Origin of the sequence: Xenorhabdus griffiniae, assembly GCF_001028135.1 — a bacterium.
Lineage (GTDB): Bacteria > Pseudomonadota > Gammaproteobacteria > Enterobacterales > Enterobacteriaceae > Xenorhabdus > Xenorhabdus bakwenae.
Genome location: NZ_LDNM01000021.1, coordinates 35,975 through 50,992, shown reverse-complemented (window position 1 = coordinate 50,992; position 15,018 = coordinate 35,975). Strand labels below are relative to the sequence as shown.

Below are 15,018 nucleotides of genomic sequence, written 5' to 3'. Positions count from 1 at the left end.
AACATGACTATCAGGGTAGCGATTAACGGTTTCGGGAGAGTTGGGCGCAGCGTGTTGCGTGCTCTTTACGAATCCGGGCGTCAAGCTGAAATTTCAGTGATCGCTATCAATGAGTTGGCAGATGCACAAGGCATTGCTCACTTATTGAAATACGATTCCAGTCATGGGCGTTTTGCATGGGATGTACGCCTGAATAATGATTTACTGCAAGTAGGAGAAAACAGTATTCGGTTATTTCATCAACCGAATATCTCAGCCCTGCCGTGGAAAGCGCTGGATATTGATATTGTACTTGACTGCACGGGTAAATATGGTGAGCGGGCAGACGGAGAGTCTCATATCGCGAGTGGGGCTAAAAAAGTCCTGTTTTCACATCCAGGGGGAAATAATCTGGATGCGACTGTGGTATATGGTGTCAATCACCATTCATTGGTTGCCGAAGATCGTATTGTTTCTAATGCATCCTGTACAACAAACTGCATTATTCCAATCATCAAAGTGTTGGATGATGCGTTCAATATTGAATCAGGTACGGTGACAACCATCCACGCATCAATGAATGATCAACCCGTGATTGATGCTTATCACTGTGATTTACGTCGAACCCGGGCGGCTAGTCAATCCATTATTCCTGTTGATACAAAACTGGCTGCGGGGATCACACGTGTTTTTCCTAAATTCAATGATCGGTTTGAGGCGATTTCTGTTCGGGTGCCCACTATCAATGTGACGGCCATTGATTTAAGTGTCACCGTCCGCTCGGCAGTGAATGTTGAAGATGTGAACCAGATCCTGCAAAAATCAGCGGTCAGGGAGTTTCGTGGTATAGTGAATTACACGGATTTGCCGTTGGTTTCAACGGATTTTAACCACGATCCCCACAGTGCTATTGTGGATGGCACACAAACGAGGGTGAGCGGGAAACACCTGATTAAAACCCTGATGTGGTGTGACAATGAGTGGGGCTTTGCCAATCGTATGATTGATACGACGCTGGCAATGGCCGCAACCGGTTTCAAATAATCATTTGTTGTGTCACAAACGGCACACAGCAGAAGATTGAGTAATTTTATAAAGAATCAATGAGAGGATTCACCATGTCTGTAATTAAGATGACTGATTTAGATCTGGCGGGTAAACGTGTCTTGATCCGTTCTGATCTGAATGTGCCTGTAAAAGATGGCAAAGTTACCTCTGATGCACGTATCCGTGCATCTTTGCCGACGATTGAGGCTGCGTTGAGTCAGGGAGCCAAGGTCATGGTTACTTCTCACCTGGGACGTCCGACTGAGGGGGAATACAACGAAGCGTTCTCACTGCAACCTGTCGTTGATTATCTGAAAGAAGCACTTTCTTCTCCTGTTCGTCTGGAAAAAAACTATCTGGATGGTGTTGACGTGGCGGAAGGCGAACTCGTTGTTCTGGAAAACGTTCGCTTCAACAAAGGTGAGAAAAAAGACGATGAAATGTTGTCGAAGCAGTATGCTGCACTGTGTGATGTGTATGTAATGGATGCTTTTGGTACTGCACATCGTGCTCAGGCATCCACTCACGGCGTTGCCAAGTTTGCTCCAATTGCTTGTGCTGGTCCGCTGCTGTCTGGTGAGCTGGAAGCGTTGGGTAAGGCACTGCACAATCCTGCTCGTCCAATGGTGGCGATTGTGGGTGGCTCTAAGGTTTCAACCAAACTGACTGTTCTTGATTCACTGACCAAAATTGCCGATCAGCTGATCGTCGGTGGTGGGATTGCCAATACGTTTGTTGCCGCAGAAGGGCATAATGTTGGCCGTTCACTGTACGAAGATGATTTGATTCCTGAAGCGAAAAAACTGATGGAAAGCTGTGACATCCCGGTTCCTACCGATGTTCGTGTTGCGACAGAATTCTCTGAGACTGCGCAAGCGACGCTGAAATCGACCAGCGAAATTAAAGATGAAGAGCAGATCCTTGACCTGGGTGATGCTTCTGCCGAACGTCTGGCTGAAATCCTGAAAAGCGCCAGGACCATTTTGTGGAATGGCCCGGTCGGTGTGTTTGAATTTCCTAACTTCCGTAAAGGAACCGAAATTATTGCCCGTGCAATTGCTGAAAGTGATGCTTTCTCAATCGCAGGTGGCGGTGATACCTTGGCGGCAATCGATCTGTTCGAAATTGCTGACAAGATCTCTTACATCTCTACTGGTGGTGGTGCTTTCCTTGAGTTCGTTGAAGGCAAAAAACTGCCAGCCGTTGTGATGCTGGAAGAACGTGCTAAAAGTAATTAAGTTGTGATAACAGGCAGCATTGGCTGCCTGTTCAATGTCAATACAGGACCACGTAACATGTCTAAAATTTTTGATTTCGTAAAACCGGGTGTCATCACTGGTGATGATGTTCAAAAAGTCTTTGCCATCGCTAAAGAAAACAATTTCGCGTTGCCAGCGGTTAACTGCGTTGGTACTGATTCCATCAACGCAGTGTTGGAAACGGCGGCAAAAGTACGTGCTCCGGTCATTATCCAGTTTTCCAACGGTGGTGCCTCTTTCATTGCCGGTAAGGGGCTGAAAGCAGAAGGTCAGCAAGCGGCGATTATTGGTGCTATTTCGGGTGCTCACCACGTTCACCAGATGGCAGAACATTATGGTGTGCCGGTTATCCTGCATACCGATCATTGTGCCCGTAAACTGCTGCCATGGATCGACGGGCTGCTGGATGCGGGTGAGAAACACTACGCACAAACTGGCAAACCGCTGTTCTCCTCTCATATGATCGACCTGTCAGAAGAATCTCTGGAAGAAAATATCGAGATTTGCAGTCAATATCTGGCACGCATGGCAAAAATCGACATGACACTGGAAATCGAACTGGGTTGTACTGGTGGTGAAGAAGATGGTGTTGATAACTCCCATCTGGACAGTTCTTCCCTGTACACCCAGCCGGAAGATGTGGCTTATGCGTATGAGAAACTGAACGCTATCAGCCCACGTTTCACCATCGCGGCTTCTTTCGGTAATGTTCACGGTGTATACAAACCAGGCAACGTTAAACTGACGCCAAAAATCCTGCGCAACTCACAGGATTACGTTTCTGAAAAATTCAACCTGCCACACAACAGCCTGGACTTTGTCTTCCACGGTGGCTCAGGCTCTACCGCAGAAGAGATTCAGGAAGCCGTGAGCTACGGTGTAGTGAAAATGAATATCGATACCGATACCCAGTGGGCAACTTGGGAAGGTATTCTGAATTACTACAAAAAGAACGAAGGTTACCTACAAGGCCAGTTGGGTAACCCAGAAGGCGCAGATAAGCCTAACAAGAAATTCTACGACCCACGGGTTTGGCTGCGTTCTGCTCAGGCTTCTATGGTTATTCGTCTGGAGCAGGCCTTTAAAGAACTGAATGCGGTTGATGTGCTGTAATAAATTGTTATTTATATGAAATTTATTATTTATACTCGATGAACTTCAAGTTGCAATCCGCAAGACGACGCGAGGCCTTATATTTCCCCGCGCAGCGGAGAAATATAACACGCATCTTGAAGTTGAATTGGTATAGTTCATGTAAAAGCTGGCTAAGTTCTTTTTGAATTAGCCAGCTCAACTGGATATTTCCCCACCTGTTATTTGACTTATTAACGTGCAGAACATTTGTTTAATCAAGCAGGGTTAGGCAAGTTACGCTTTCATAATCTTGTTCAACCACGGCACCATAAAGGCCATAATCACGGCGACAATCAGTGTGGCAATCCCAATTTTGCCAAATACACCCGTATAAATTGGCAGGGTTTGAAGTGGGTCCGTCACGCCTTCCGGTGCGGCAGTAAAGGTTGCTACATAACTCCCCAATACTGATGCCGTAGCTTGTGACAGGAACCACATGCCCAGGATAAAACCAGTCAGGTAGCTAGGAACAAACGTTGCTACCATTGCCAATCCCAATGCACTAATCATTAACTCCCCGATGCTCTGGAACAGATACACCAGTACGATAATCCATGGGGATGTAATACCACTCTCATCGGCAAATAAACCAGAGGCGGCGGCGGTCAGGAAGCCCAGGGAGCATAAGAACATGCCGAAGGTGAATTTTGTTGGCATGGAAAAATCTTTACCTTTGTTACCCAGTTTAGTGTAAACCACGGCCAGGATAGGGCTGACGATGATGATCCAGAATGGATTCAGTGCTTGAAAACTAATGGGATTGATATTAAAACCCAGAATCTGGTGGTGAACATTATTGATGGCGAAGAAATTGAGGGAGGTTGGCATCTGGTTATACAGGATAAAGAACACGATAGCCTGAAGCATCAGAATAAATGCCACAAACATTTTATTGCGACCGACTCTGTCTTGTTTGAATGCCTGCCAGAAGAAAATCACCACAACAATGGTGGAGATCGTCATGAGGGCAATATTGGCAATTTTGATGTTGTGCAATAACCATGTACAAATGCCAATCATAGTGACTGTACCAATCAAGACCAAAAATAAGGTGGTATAGCGCAAAGGGGCATGGTCTGGCTCTGAACCGATGTTATGTACTATACGACGGCAGGCGATATAAACCAGCAGGGCAGTAATCAGACCGATACCACAGATATTGTAGGTGACTGCATAACCATATTTTTCGGCAATAACGGGGGCAAAAGAGAGGGAAACCAGAGAGCCAAGATTGATGGACATATAAAATAGCGTGAATGCACCATCCAAACGTGGGTCTTGCGGCTGGTAACATTTTGCCAGCAGACTGGCAGGGTTAGCTTTGAAAAGGCCATTACCGACAGCGACGGTTCCCAAGGCATAAAAAATCAGCTCAGGATTTATGATGGAAAGGCCAATCATAAAATAGCCTATTGCCAGTATGATAGTCCCTAAAACAATGGTACGTTTTGTCCCCAGTAAGTGATCACCAACATAACCACCGATGGAAATCAGGCCGTAGACCAGCGCAGTAAATGCACCAAAAGTGATAAATGATTGTGCTTCTGAAAAACCGAGCTGTTGAACGAAGTAAACAGCCAAAATGCCTTGAACACCGTAGTAGCCAAATCGTTCCCACAGTTCTACAAAAAATATCATGAAGAAAGGTTTGGGTTGATCCCATAAACCGATCGGCGCGGTTTTACTCATAGTGATGCCTCTGTTTGCTATCATTAGATGGGCAATACACTCAGATAAAAATATATTCAGATAATTATACTGCTGTTAACATATTTGTAACTTAAATGTATCACTTAGGTTGTGATTTTGTTTATTTATTCAAGGTGATCGTAAAACAAGGGAGGTTAATGTACTGGTATGACATCTTCTCAACGATTGATCACAATAACTAAAAAGAGTAATACCAGATCTGGCAGAATATTCACCAAATTAATATCAAAAGTTATTAATAAGGGAGTTTTGTGCTCGCAAATAAATCAATTTGCTTGTCATTCAATCTCTGTTGTTTGTTATTTGTTTAAGCGAGGTAGATGAAATAAAAATGATTATGAAATTGAATTTCTTTTATTTATATAAAAAGTTTTAATTATGTATTTTGAGGTGGGATTGAGGATTTTCAGACTGAAATTTTTGGCCAATATTCAGTGCTAAGTCTATATCAATCCAACTTCAAGATACGTGTCATATTTCCCCGCACAGCGGGGAAATATAAGGCCTCGCGTCGTCTGGCGGATTGCAACTTGAAGTTTATCGAGTCTATTAAATATCCATTAAAAAGATATTGATAAGAATTGAGAGATGAAAGCTCTTTGTTAAGGAGCCTTCATGTCGGGAGGTTGTGTTAAGAATATTTCTGTTTTAATGCGCTGTTTTTAAACAACGGCTGCCATATTTTTATCCATCACTGGGTGAAAATTACGCTTAAAGTAAATAAGGCCATGACCTTCTTCACGAACAAGGATCTGTTTTATTTCCACCAGATAGACATAGTGAGTACCGACTTCCTGTACTTGCTTAATACATCCCTCTAAATTGGCGAGTGCCCCTTGTAGCAAGGGTTGTCCCAGTATGCCAGTTTTCCAGATATCCCAATTAAAGCGCTCTTCCATGCTGATACCCGTCATGCCCGCGAAATGGCGTGCCATCAATTCCTGTTCATGATCCAGGATATTGACACACAGATGACCATTTTCCTGAAATACCGGATTCATGGCGCTATCGCGATTAATACATACCATCAGAGTCGGAGGCGTATCTGTCACTGAGCACACCGCCGTTGCAGTCATACCGCAACGTCCCGCAGGACCATCCGTGGTGATGATATTCACCGCAGCGGAAAGGCTTGCCATCGCATCCCTGAAACGCAAGCGATGTTTATTTTCTACAGACATACTAGCTCCTGCTCCTGATTTATTTCAGCAGCTTATCTAACAGGTTAATATCACAGTTATTGTGTAAGTGGGGACGGGTCCAACCCTTCACATCATAGTCAGAAAGGCAGCGATCGACCAATGCCATCATTTTCTTCATATTGCCGGAACCATGGGCGTGACGCAGGCATTGCAGGCGAATTTCGTCCTGACTGCCGGCATAATTAATTTCGTATAATTCATGGCGACCACCGAACTCACTGCCAATGGCATCCCACATTAATTTCAAGATTTTGATCCGTTCCACATGATCAATACCATTTGAGCCACGGACATATTTTTCAAGATACTTATTGATCTCAGGATTATTCATGTCACGCACACTGGATGGCAAATAAATCAAGCCGCTGGTGACATTGCTTTCAATGATATTCTTGATTTTTGTGTAAGCCATGGGAGCCATCACGCGATAAGTCTGAATTGCTTGAGTATCAGGCAAATAAGCGCCATTTTCCCACGGCTTGGCTTCTGCCCACATCGCATCGGTCAGTGACCAGAACAGATTGCGCCATGCAACGACTTCTCCCAAATCAGCCTGAACACCGCGGAATTCCACCACGCCAGTGCATTCAAGGCTTTTTTGCAACAGTGCCGTCATGAAATCGAGCTTAACGGCAAGACGTACACAGGCTTGCATGGGGAACAGCCGTGCAAAACCACTTTGCACCGCCCAATTACGGGCGCGATCAAAATCGCGATAAATTAACACGTTTTCCCACGGAATTAATACCTTATCCATGACCAGAATGGCGTCATTTTCATCAAACCGACTGGAAAGGGGGTAATCAAAGGGGGAGCCAGTCGCACCGGCCACCAATTCATAAGAGGCGCGGGAGATTAATTTCACGCCATCGGCATCCATTGGTGCAACAAACATAAGGGCAAAATCAGGATTATCTCCCATAACTTGTGCAGAGCCAAAACCGATAAAATTATAGTGCGTCAGGGCTGAATTGGTGGCAACGACTTTGGCACCACTGACAATAATTCCGGCATCTGTCTCTTTTTCTATCTGGATAAAAACATCTTTGACCTGATCTGCGGGTTTATGGCGATCAATCGGTGGATTAACAATCGCATGATTGAAATAGACACAGCTTTCCTGAATGCGCTTATACCAGATACGGGCATTGTCAGCGAATTGTCCATAATATTCAGGATAAGCACCCAGTGAGCAGCAGAATGCCGCTTTATAATCGGGTGAACGCCCCATCCAGCCATAATTTAGGCGTGACCATTCAGCAATAGCATCGCGCTGCTGGCGGATATCATCAGCGCTGGTGGCGAAACGGAAGAATTTGTGCGTGTAGCCACCACTACCGGTATCGGTATCCCAGCAGAGTACATCGTGGGTTTCCGGGGCATGAAGGGCATCATACAGTTGACCGATTGAAGCAGCCGCATTGCGGAAAGCCGGGTGTGTTGTGACATCTTTGACCCGTTCACCATAGATGTAAATCTCGCGGCTATCCTGAAGTGAATTCAGGTATTCTTTACTGGTAAATGGGCGTTTATGATCAGCACGCAAATTTTCTAGTCTCATAGCAACCTCATGCTCCAAAAAATCCCCTTATTTTGATTTGTTATCCATATGGGGGGTGGTTGTTAATTTTATGTTTGTTTCACTGTTTGATTGAAGCGATTAAACGGCTCTTTTAGAAGAGACTTTCGGAGGATTTACTGGTACTTTTCGATAAAAGCAGAGAGTTTGTTGCGTAAATGTGACCGGCTTTGTGTTTTGGTAATCATTATTTTTTGCTTGCTTATCCCGGTTTATTCCCCAATTACATTTCTCTCCCGCCAGACACTCGGTGAACACCCCACTAACCGATTAAAAAATCGGGTGAAGTAAGCAGGATCTTTAAACCCAAGCTGATACGCTATCTCAAATACGGGACTATCACTAAACAGCAATAACCGTTTTGCTTCCCGCAGTAGTCGGTCAAAGATCAGCTTTTTTGGTGGTCGATTGGCAAAGCGTCGGCACATATCCTTTAGGCGTGATTCTGTAATTCCCAATTTTTCTGCATATTCTGGCACGGCAAGATGCTGGTGATAGTGTTGATCAATCAATCGGTTAAAGCGCTGAAACAGTTTCAATTCTCCTCTGACACCACCGCAGTGATGATCGTCAAGGGGAATACTACGTAGCAAAAAGGTAAACAGAGATTGAGCCAGGAAAGTTAGTGCTTGTTCTCGTCCGGTGAATGGGTTGGCAGACTCACGCCCAATCAGTGCCCAATAATGGTTGAATGTTTCCAATTCATCATATTTATCCGCGACGGAAAGACAGATAGCCGGAATATCAACCAGTTCTCGATGGGTGGGATAAAGTGAACCGAGCAATGGAGTGATCAGCTCCTGACGGACGGTCAGTACATAACCGTCCGTATCTTCCTGCGTAAAAAAGGCGTGGGGAACAGAAGGTGGCGTCAGGATAAACAGAGGGGCTTGTACGGAATAATGCTGTGCGTCTAATTGCAGTTCGATTCGTCCTGTCACCAGATAATGGAGTTGGAAAAAACCGTTATGGCGATGCGCCTGCATATTACGCCCGAAAAATGCCGCCATACGACCAAAAGTTTGGTAGTGAACATCATCCGATCCCCGAGTTTCGTCATAGTCCTTGCTGATATCGATATTAGTGATGATGGATTTATTGGCTTTGGGCACATTGGATACAGTCATCAATTTCCTCCTGTATCTTATTGTTGGCTAAGGTATCAATGGTTGCTCATTATTTATGCGCTTGCCTGTGGCCGTGAATGTTTCATCGGGATCAGAAAAACGATTAATGCACCGATGATGAGTAATCCGGCTACGAAATAAAGCCCGGTGTTAAAATGCCCTGTTTGATCTTTTAACCAGCCGATCAGTAAAGGACTGACGGCAGACCCCACATTACCCGTAGCATTGATCACCGCGATCCCCACGGCGCGGGCACGCAAGCTAATCGATTGATCTGGCGTTGTCCAGAATACCGCCATAGCGGTAAACGATCCGGTGGAAGCCATAATGATCCCCAACAGTTGCACTATGCTGTTATTAGTCAGTGAAGTTAAAATCCAACCTGCGGCGGCAAACAGGTAGGGTAAGGCTGTGTGCATTCTGCGTTCTTGCCGGCGGTCTGAGCGGCGGCTCCAGTAAACCATGCCCAAGATCGTGCAGAATTGTGGAATGGCAGTCAAAATGCCGATCATCACATGGCTGCTGCCCTGATTGAAACTTTGCATAATCTGTGGCGTCCAGATATTAATGGCACTTAAGGTGTTGGTCAGGCAGAAATAAGCGAAGGTGTACATCAATACCATTGGGGTAAAAACTTCGCGCCATAAGCGGTTTTTTTGTGGTTGAATCTGTTCATTGGGCTGGGTTATAGAAAGCTTATCGTTTTCTATCATCTCGTGAAGGCACTGCTTATCTTCACGAGTTAACCATTTGGCCTTTTCTGGTGAATCATCCAGATAACACCAGACAGCAAAACCAAGTAAAACAGAAGGGAAGCCTTCCAGCAAAAACAACCACTGCCAACCACGCAGATCCCAGATGCCATCCATTGCCAGAATATAACCGGAAATGAGTGAACCAAACGCCATCGTTACGGGCATGGCAACCATAAACAGCGCATTGGCACGTGCGCGATAATAGGCCGGAAACCAATAAGTCAGATAAACCAAAATCCCCGGCAAAAAGCCTGCTTCCGCAATGCCCACCAGCATCCGCAGGATATACAGGCTCGTGGGACCCGTGGCAAACATTGTGGCGGTGGAAGCGATCCCCCATAACACCATGATGGTCGCAATCCAGCGACGAGCTCCCACAATACTCAACATCACATTGCTGGGAATGCCGAAAATAACGTAAGTGGCGTAAAACAGCGTAGCAGCCAAACCGAACATGGTGGATGTTAAACCGAGATCTTTTCCCATCGTCAAACCAGCAAACCCAATATTGATACGATCCAAAAAAGAGAAAACAAACAGGACAAAGAGAAAGAGGATCAGGCGGCGGAATAATTTATTGATGACACTTTGCTGTTGGGCGGTCAGTTTTTTAGGTTGATGGGGGGGATTTTCGGATTTTGGTATAGTATCAGGTGAAATGCTCATCGCTGTTTCCTTGTTTTGTGAGTGGCTTGATTTTCCTTTGGGCGGGGATTTGAAATCTATTAGTTATATGTGCTTGTTTGCTCAGAGATTAGGAACTTCAATTGCTATGGCTGGTGTCGTGATCAACATCAGCCATTCCGGGGCATTGTTTTTTGTCGATGATTGGCTGATTATTTGCCGAAATGCTTTGCCAAAGCATGGGCTGCTCCGGTTAATAGGATGGTATCAACCCCTACGGCAACGAACAGCGCCCCCAAATTAAGATAATGTTTAGCTGCATCGACATTGGTCATCAAAATGCCGGCAGCCTTGCCGGCAGACTGGATCTGAACAATGGCTTGGTCGATAGCAGCCTGAACTTCAGGATGTTGCGGGTTACCGATGTGGCCCATATCCGCACTGAGATCGGCCGGGCCGATAAACACACCATCAACGCCTTCGACAGCCGCTATCTCCGGTAGGTTTTGCAGGGCCTCACGGGTTTCTGCCTGTACTAATACACAAATTTCGTCATTGGCACGAGACAGATAGTCAGGAATGCGGTTCCAGCGGGAAGCGCGTGCCAGAGCACTGCCTACGCCACGAATACCCGTGGGGGGATAGCGAGTCGCCCTGACCGCGTCACGCGCTTGCGCCGCATTTTGAATCATCGGGAACAATAACGTCTGGGCACCAATATCCAGCAACGGTTTGACGATCACTGGATCATTCCATGCCGGACGAACAACCGGCTGGCTTGGGTAAGGAGCCATGCCTTGTAATTGGGCAAGAATGGTGGAAATCTCATTGGGCGCGTGTTCACCATCAATCAACAGCCAATCAAATCCTGTTCCTGCCAGTATTTCCGCGCTATACCCGCTGCATAACCCAAGCCATAATCCGATTTGTGGGTGCCCTGCTTTCAGGGCATGTTTAAATTTATTTGTTAGCTGATCCATGGTGTTACCTCGACAGATTTAAACAAAGTGACAGCTAATTGACCCTAACACGCCATAATCCACATGAAAGGTATCACCTTTACGTGCCGGGACTGGACGGGTAAAAGATCCAGCCAGAATAATCTGGCCTGCTTCAAGTTGAACACCATGTGGTGCCAGTTTATTGGCAAGCCATGCCACACCATTGGCGGGATGATTGAGAACTGCGGCTGCCACGCCGGATTCTTCAATCACACCATTACGGTAGAGCAGGGCACTAACCCAGCGCAGATCCAGTTCATCTGGCTTGATCGGCCGCCCCCCGATAATCACCCCACCATTGGCGGCATTGTCAGAAATCGTATCGAATACCTTGCGTGGACGCTGCGTTTCGGGATCGATGTTGTGACAACGGGCATCAATCAGTTCCAGGGCGGGAATGACGTAATCTGTTGCGTTATACACATCAAACAGCGTACAGTTCGGGCCTCGCAAGGGTTTTGCCAGCACAAAAGCCAGTTCGGTCTCAATACGGGGCACAATAAAGCGTTCACAAGGAATATCACCGCCGTCTTGAAAAAACATATCATCCAGCAGGGCACCATAATCCGGTTCATTAATCTGTGAACTGGCTTGCATGGCTTTTGAGGTCAGACCAATCTTATGTCCCTTGAGAATTCGGCCCTCCTTGATTTTTAAATTCACCCATTCACGTTGAATGGCGTAAGCATCCTCAATTGTTATCTCTGGATAGTCCAATGAGATTTGTCGGATTTGCTCACGGCTTTGCTCTGCCTGATGTAAACGGCGTGCGGCGCGTGATACGATTTCTTGCTGTAGCATAGGGGTTAAGCTCCTTTCGCTTCCAACCCGCCAAAACAGAGGTATTTCACTTCCAGATAATCCTCAATACCGTAACGTGAACCCTCACGTCCCAGCCCCGATTGCTTGATACCGCCAAATGGCGCGATTTCGTTGGAAATCAAACCTTCATTGATACCTACCATGCCACTTTCCAACGCTTCCGCCACACGGTAAATTCGGCCAATGTCACGGGAATAGAAATAAGCAGCCAGGCCAAATTCAGTACTGTTAGCAATGCGGATAGCCTCGTCTTCATCACGGAATTTGAACAGTGGAGCCAGAGGGCCGAAGGTTTCTTCGTGAGCAACTAACATGAATTCAGTAACATCTGTCAGTACCGTTGGCTCAAAGAACAACCCCCCCAGCGTGTGGGATTTTCCTCCCGTCAGGATGCGTGCGCCGTTGGAAACGGCATCACTGATATGCGCCCGTACTTTTTCTACAGCCGCCTGATTAATCAGCGGGCCTTGCTGTGATGCGCTATCAGTGGCTGGCCCCACCCGAAGCTGTTTGACTGCATGAGCCAGACGTTCGGCAAAAGCCTCATAAATACCTTCCTGTACCAAAATACGGTTGGCACACACACAGGTTTGCCCGCTGTTACGGAATTTCGCCGCCATTGCGCCCGCTACCGCCGCATCAAGATCGGCATCATCAAACACGATAAAAGGCGCATTGCCACCCAGTTCGAGGGAGAGTTTTTTCACCGTATCGGCGCTTTGTGCCATTAATAACTTGCCAACCCGCGTAGAGCCGGTGAACGAAAGTTTGCGCACGATAGGGCTTGAGGTCAGCACTTCACCAATGGCTTTGGCATCCATTCCCGTGACGATATTGAAGACGCCAGCCGGAATGCCTGCCTGTTCCGCCAGGACGACTAAAGCCAGCGCAGAAAGGGGCGTTTCAGCCGCAGGTTTCAGAACCACCGTACATCCCGCCGCCAGTGCAGGGGCCACTTTACGGGTGATCATCGCATTGGGGAAATTCCACGGTGTAATAGCCGCAACGACGCCAATCGGTTGTTTGATGGTGGCGAGACGGCGGCCCGGCATTGGCGAAGGCAATGTTTCGCCATACATGCGTTTGCCTTCTTCCGCAAACCATTCGATAAAACTGGCACCGTAAGCAATTTCGCCCATTGCCTCGGTGTGGGATTTGCCTTGTTCCATGCTCAGTATTTCTGCTAAGGCGGTTTGGTTTTCCATCACCAGATGGAACCATTGCTTGAGCTTTTGGCTACGCTGTTTTGCTGTCAACGACCGCCATGCAGGCAGGGCATTATGGGCGGCTTCAATGGCAGACTGTGTCTCTTTGGCGCCCAGGTCACTGACATTGGCAATGACTTTACCATTGGCAGGGTTAATGACTTCAAAAGTTGCTTTATTTTCCGCGTCAACCCATTGACCGTTGATATAGGCCTGTTGACGCAGCAATGGTATATCCAGATGATTCGTCATAGTTTCTTCTTCTCACTAAAATCGTTACTTTTTTGTTTTAAACAGGCTATGAACATTATTGGATTTATAATTCAGCACCGGATCAAGTTCTTCCATCGTGAAAGAGAGGCCCAGATAACGCAGTGCCATCAATTCACTGAAATGCGCCTTGATTAAGTCAAACAACATTTCTCCGACTTTTTGTTGATCCTCAAGGTTGCGTCCGGCACCTATTTTCAGTGTCATATGAACGAAGGCGTAATCCTGCTCACCATCCGCCATTTGCCAGGTATCCAACCAAATGGCACGGCTGCGGATACCGCCCAGCGGAAAAATGCCTGTATCCGCCAGCGCCTGATTCACTTTAGCAAATAATGCCGGCAATCTGGCTTCATCACGGATATTTTCAGTACATTCAGCATAAAAATGTGGCACGGTTTTCTCCTGTCAGGCATCCGTTTTCTTTTGGTTAACAAAATAATCCGGCAGCGGGAAAACCGCGTTAACCTGCCCCGTCCCGGAACTGGCAAACAATTCCGTCAAAAATTCCACCTTGCCGTCATACTTGTCCCATCCGAGCAGTCCCAGCAACATCACGGTATCATGCATGTTGCCTTCTCCCCGGCAATATTGCGCATATTCCGGTAACATTTTGCAAAATTCTTCGAACTTGCCTTCTTTCCAAAGCTGCACGACCCGGCGATCCATCTGCTCATCGAACTCACGGGTATAGCTGTTCATGCCTTCTTCGGCCCGTTGATCGTCAATGAAACTGTGTGACAGCGAACCGCTTGCCAGTACCGCAACCGTGCCATTGTATTTCTCAATCGCCCGTAAAATCGCTTCTCCCAGTTTACGGCTGTCGTCAAACGCATGGACAGTACAAAAGGCAGAAATTGAAATGACCTTGAAATGGCGGTCGCTGTTCATATAACGCATGGGCACCAGCGTGCCATATTCCAGTTTCAGGCTTGGGATCTCGTGTGACTGAGCGCGAACACCCATCTGGCGTGCTTCTTCTGCAATCATTCTGCCTAACGCCGGGTTGCCGTCATACTCATAGGTCATATCGCGGATAAAATGTGGCAACTCATTACTGGTATAAATGCCGGAAAAATGGTCGGAACAGTTAATATGATAGGCGCTGTTAACCAGCCAATGCGTATCGAAAATAATAATCGTATCAACGCCCATCTCACGGCAGCGCCGGCTGATCTCTTTGTGCCCGTCAATAGCGCTTTGTCGGCAACCGTGATGCTTGCCTGGCAATTCAGACAGGTACATAGAAGGGACATGTGTAATTTTCGCTGCTAACGCTAACTTTCCCATAAACCCTCACCTGG

The 15,018-nt window shown here is 46.7% G+C and carries 13 protein-coding genes; 3 read left to right on the top strand and 10 right to left on the bottom strand.

Annotated elements, in window-relative coordinates; translation table 11 throughout:
• Window positions 1–3 precede the first annotated feature (3 nt).
• From epd to fbaA, 3 genes are all read left to right on the top strand, one after another.
• Complete coding sequence (epd, locus tag AAY47_RS06855; RefSeq protein ID WP_047768191.1) at window positions 4–1,023, top strand: erythrose-4-phosphate dehydrogenase; 1,020 nt, start codon at window positions 4–6, stop codon at window positions 1,021–1,023.
• Window positions 1,024–1,097: 74 nt separating this feature from the next.
• On the top strand, window positions 1,098–2,264 hold the full coding sequence (gene pgk, locus AAY47_RS06850; RefSeq protein WP_047768189.1) for a phosphoglycerate kinase: 1,167 nt from the start codon (window positions 1,098–1,100) through the stop codon (window positions 2,262–2,264).
• Window positions 2,265–2,321: 57 nt separating this feature from the next.
• The gene (fbaA, locus tag AAY47_RS06845) at window positions 2,322–3,398 is read left to right on the top strand and encodes a class II fructose-bisphosphate aldolase (protein WP_047768187.1); all 1,077 of its coding nucleotides are present in this window, start codon (window positions 2,322–2,324) and stop codon (window positions 3,396–3,398) included.
• Between the two features lie 255 nt (window positions 3,399–3,653).
• On the opposite strand, the gene dtpB is transcribed toward fbaA, so the two are convergent.
• The 10 genes from dtpB to hpaD all read right to left on the bottom strand — a co-directional run bounded on the left by dtpB (window position 3,654) and on the right by hpaD (window position 15,004).
• Window positions 3,654–5,108, bottom strand: a complete 1,455-nt coding sequence (gene dtpB / locus AAY47_RS06840; protein WP_047768185.1) for a dipeptide/tripeptide permease DtpB — start codon at window positions 5,106–5,108, stop codon at window positions 3,654–3,656.
• A gap of 683 nt (window positions 5,109–5,791) precedes the next feature.
• Entirely contained in the window at window positions 5,792–6,310 is a 519-nt protein-coding gene (gene hpaC, locus AAY47_RS06835; protein ID WP_047768183.1) for a 4-hydroxyphenylacetate 3-monooxygenase, reductase component, read from the bottom strand.
• Window positions 6,311–6,329: 19 nt separating this feature from the next.
• On the bottom strand, window positions 6,330–7,892 hold the full coding sequence (gene hpaB / locus AAY47_RS06830) for a 4-hydroxyphenylacetate 3-monooxygenase, oxygenase component (RefSeq protein ID WP_047768181.1): 1,563 nt from the start codon (window positions 7,890–7,892) through the stop codon (window positions 6,330–6,332).
• A gap of 230 nt (window positions 7,893–8,122) precedes the next feature.
• Window positions 8,123–9,037: a 4-hydroxyphenylacetate catabolism regulatory protein HpaA gene (gene hpaA, locus AAY47_RS06825; protein ID WP_047768179.1), complete on the bottom strand. Its 915-nt coding sequence runs from the start codon at window positions 9,035–9,037 to the stop codon at window positions 8,123–8,125.
• A 53-nt stretch (window positions 9,038–9,090) separates the two neighbouring features.
• A complete protein-coding gene (hpaX, locus tag AAY47_RS06820; protein ID WP_047768177.1) occupies window positions 9,091–10,458 on the bottom strand; it encodes a 4-hydroxyphenylacetate permease in 1,368 nt (455 codons plus the stop codon).
• A gap of 170 nt (window positions 10,459–10,628) precedes the next feature.
• Entirely contained in the window at window positions 10,629–11,396 is a 768-nt protein-coding gene (gene hpaI / locus AAY47_RS06815; RefSeq protein ID WP_047768175.1) for a 4-hydroxy-2-oxoheptanedioate aldolase, read from the bottom strand.
• An 18-nt stretch (window positions 11,397–11,414) separates the two neighbouring features.
• Window positions 11,415–12,218, bottom strand: a complete 804-nt coding sequence (hpaH, locus tag AAY47_RS06810) for a 2-oxo-hept-4-ene-1,7-dioate hydratase (RefSeq protein WP_047768172.1) — start codon at window positions 12,216–12,218, stop codon at window positions 11,415–11,417.
• Window positions 12,219–12,223: 5 nt separating this feature from the next.
• Window positions 12,224–13,696: an NAD-dependent succinate-semialdehyde dehydrogenase gene (locus tag AAY47_RS06805; protein WP_047768170.1), complete on the bottom strand. Its 1,473-nt coding sequence runs from the start codon at window positions 13,694–13,696 to the stop codon at window positions 12,224–12,226.
• Between the two features lie 24 nt (window positions 13,697–13,720).
• Entirely contained in the window at window positions 13,721–14,110 is a 390-nt protein-coding gene (locus tag AAY47_RS06800) for a 5-carboxymethyl-2-hydroxymuconate Delta-isomerase (protein ID WP_047768168.1), read from the bottom strand.
• Between the two features lie 12 nt (window positions 14,111–14,122).
• A complete protein-coding gene (gene hpaD, locus AAY47_RS06795) occupies window positions 14,123–15,004 on the bottom strand; it encodes a 3,4-dihydroxyphenylacetate 2,3-dioxygenase (protein WP_047768167.1) in 882 nt (293 codons plus the stop codon).
• Window positions 15,005–15,018 lie beyond the last annotated feature (14 nt).

What these genes read in the sequence shown, in the direction of transcription:
- epd (WP_047768191.1), top strand. Translation starts at nt 4, where the DNA reads ATGACTATCAGGGTAGCGATTAACGGTTTCGGGAGAGTTGGGCGCAGC.
- pgk (WP_047768189.1), top strand. Translation starts at nt 1,098, where the DNA reads ATGTCTGTAATTAAGATGACTGATTTAGATCTGGCGGGTAAACGTGTC.
- fbaA (WP_047768187.1), top strand. Translation starts at nt 2,322, where the DNA reads ATGTCTAAAATTTTTGATTTCGTAAAACCGGGTGTCATCACTGGTGAT.
- dtpB (WP_047768185.1), bottom strand. Translation starts at nt 5,108, where the DNA reads ATGAGTAAAACCGCGCCGATCGGTTTATGGGATCAACCCAAACCTTTC.
- hpaC (WP_047768183.1), bottom strand. Translation starts at nt 6,310, where the DNA reads ATGTCTGTAGAAAATAAACATCGCTTGCGTTTCAGGGATGCGATGGCA.
- hpaB (WP_047768181.1), bottom strand. Translation starts at nt 7,892, where the DNA reads ATGAGACTAGAAAATTTGCGTGCTGATCATAAACGCCCATTTACCAGT.
- hpaA (WP_047768179.1), bottom strand. Translation starts at nt 9,037, where the DNA reads ATGACTGTATCCAATGTGCCCAAAGCCAATAAATCCATCATCACTAAT.
- hpaX (WP_047768177.1), bottom strand. Translation starts at nt 10,458, where the DNA reads ATGAGCATTTCACCTGATACTATACCAAAATCCGAAAATCCCCCCCAT.
- hpaI (WP_047768175.1), bottom strand. Translation starts at nt 11,396, where the DNA reads ATGGATCAGCTAACAAATAAATTTAAACATGCCCTGAAAGCAGGGCAC.
- hpaH (WP_047768172.1), bottom strand. Translation starts at nt 12,218, where the DNA reads ATGCTACAGCAAGAAATCGTATCACGCGCCGCACGCCGTTTACATCAG.
- AAY47_RS06805 (WP_047768170.1), bottom strand. Translation starts at nt 13,696, where the DNA reads ATGACGAATCATCTGGATATACCATTGCTGCGTCAACAGGCCTATATC.
- hpaD (WP_047768167.1), bottom strand. Translation starts at nt 15,004, where the DNA reads ATGGGAAAGTTAGCGTTAGCAGCGAAAATTACACATGTCCCTTCTATG.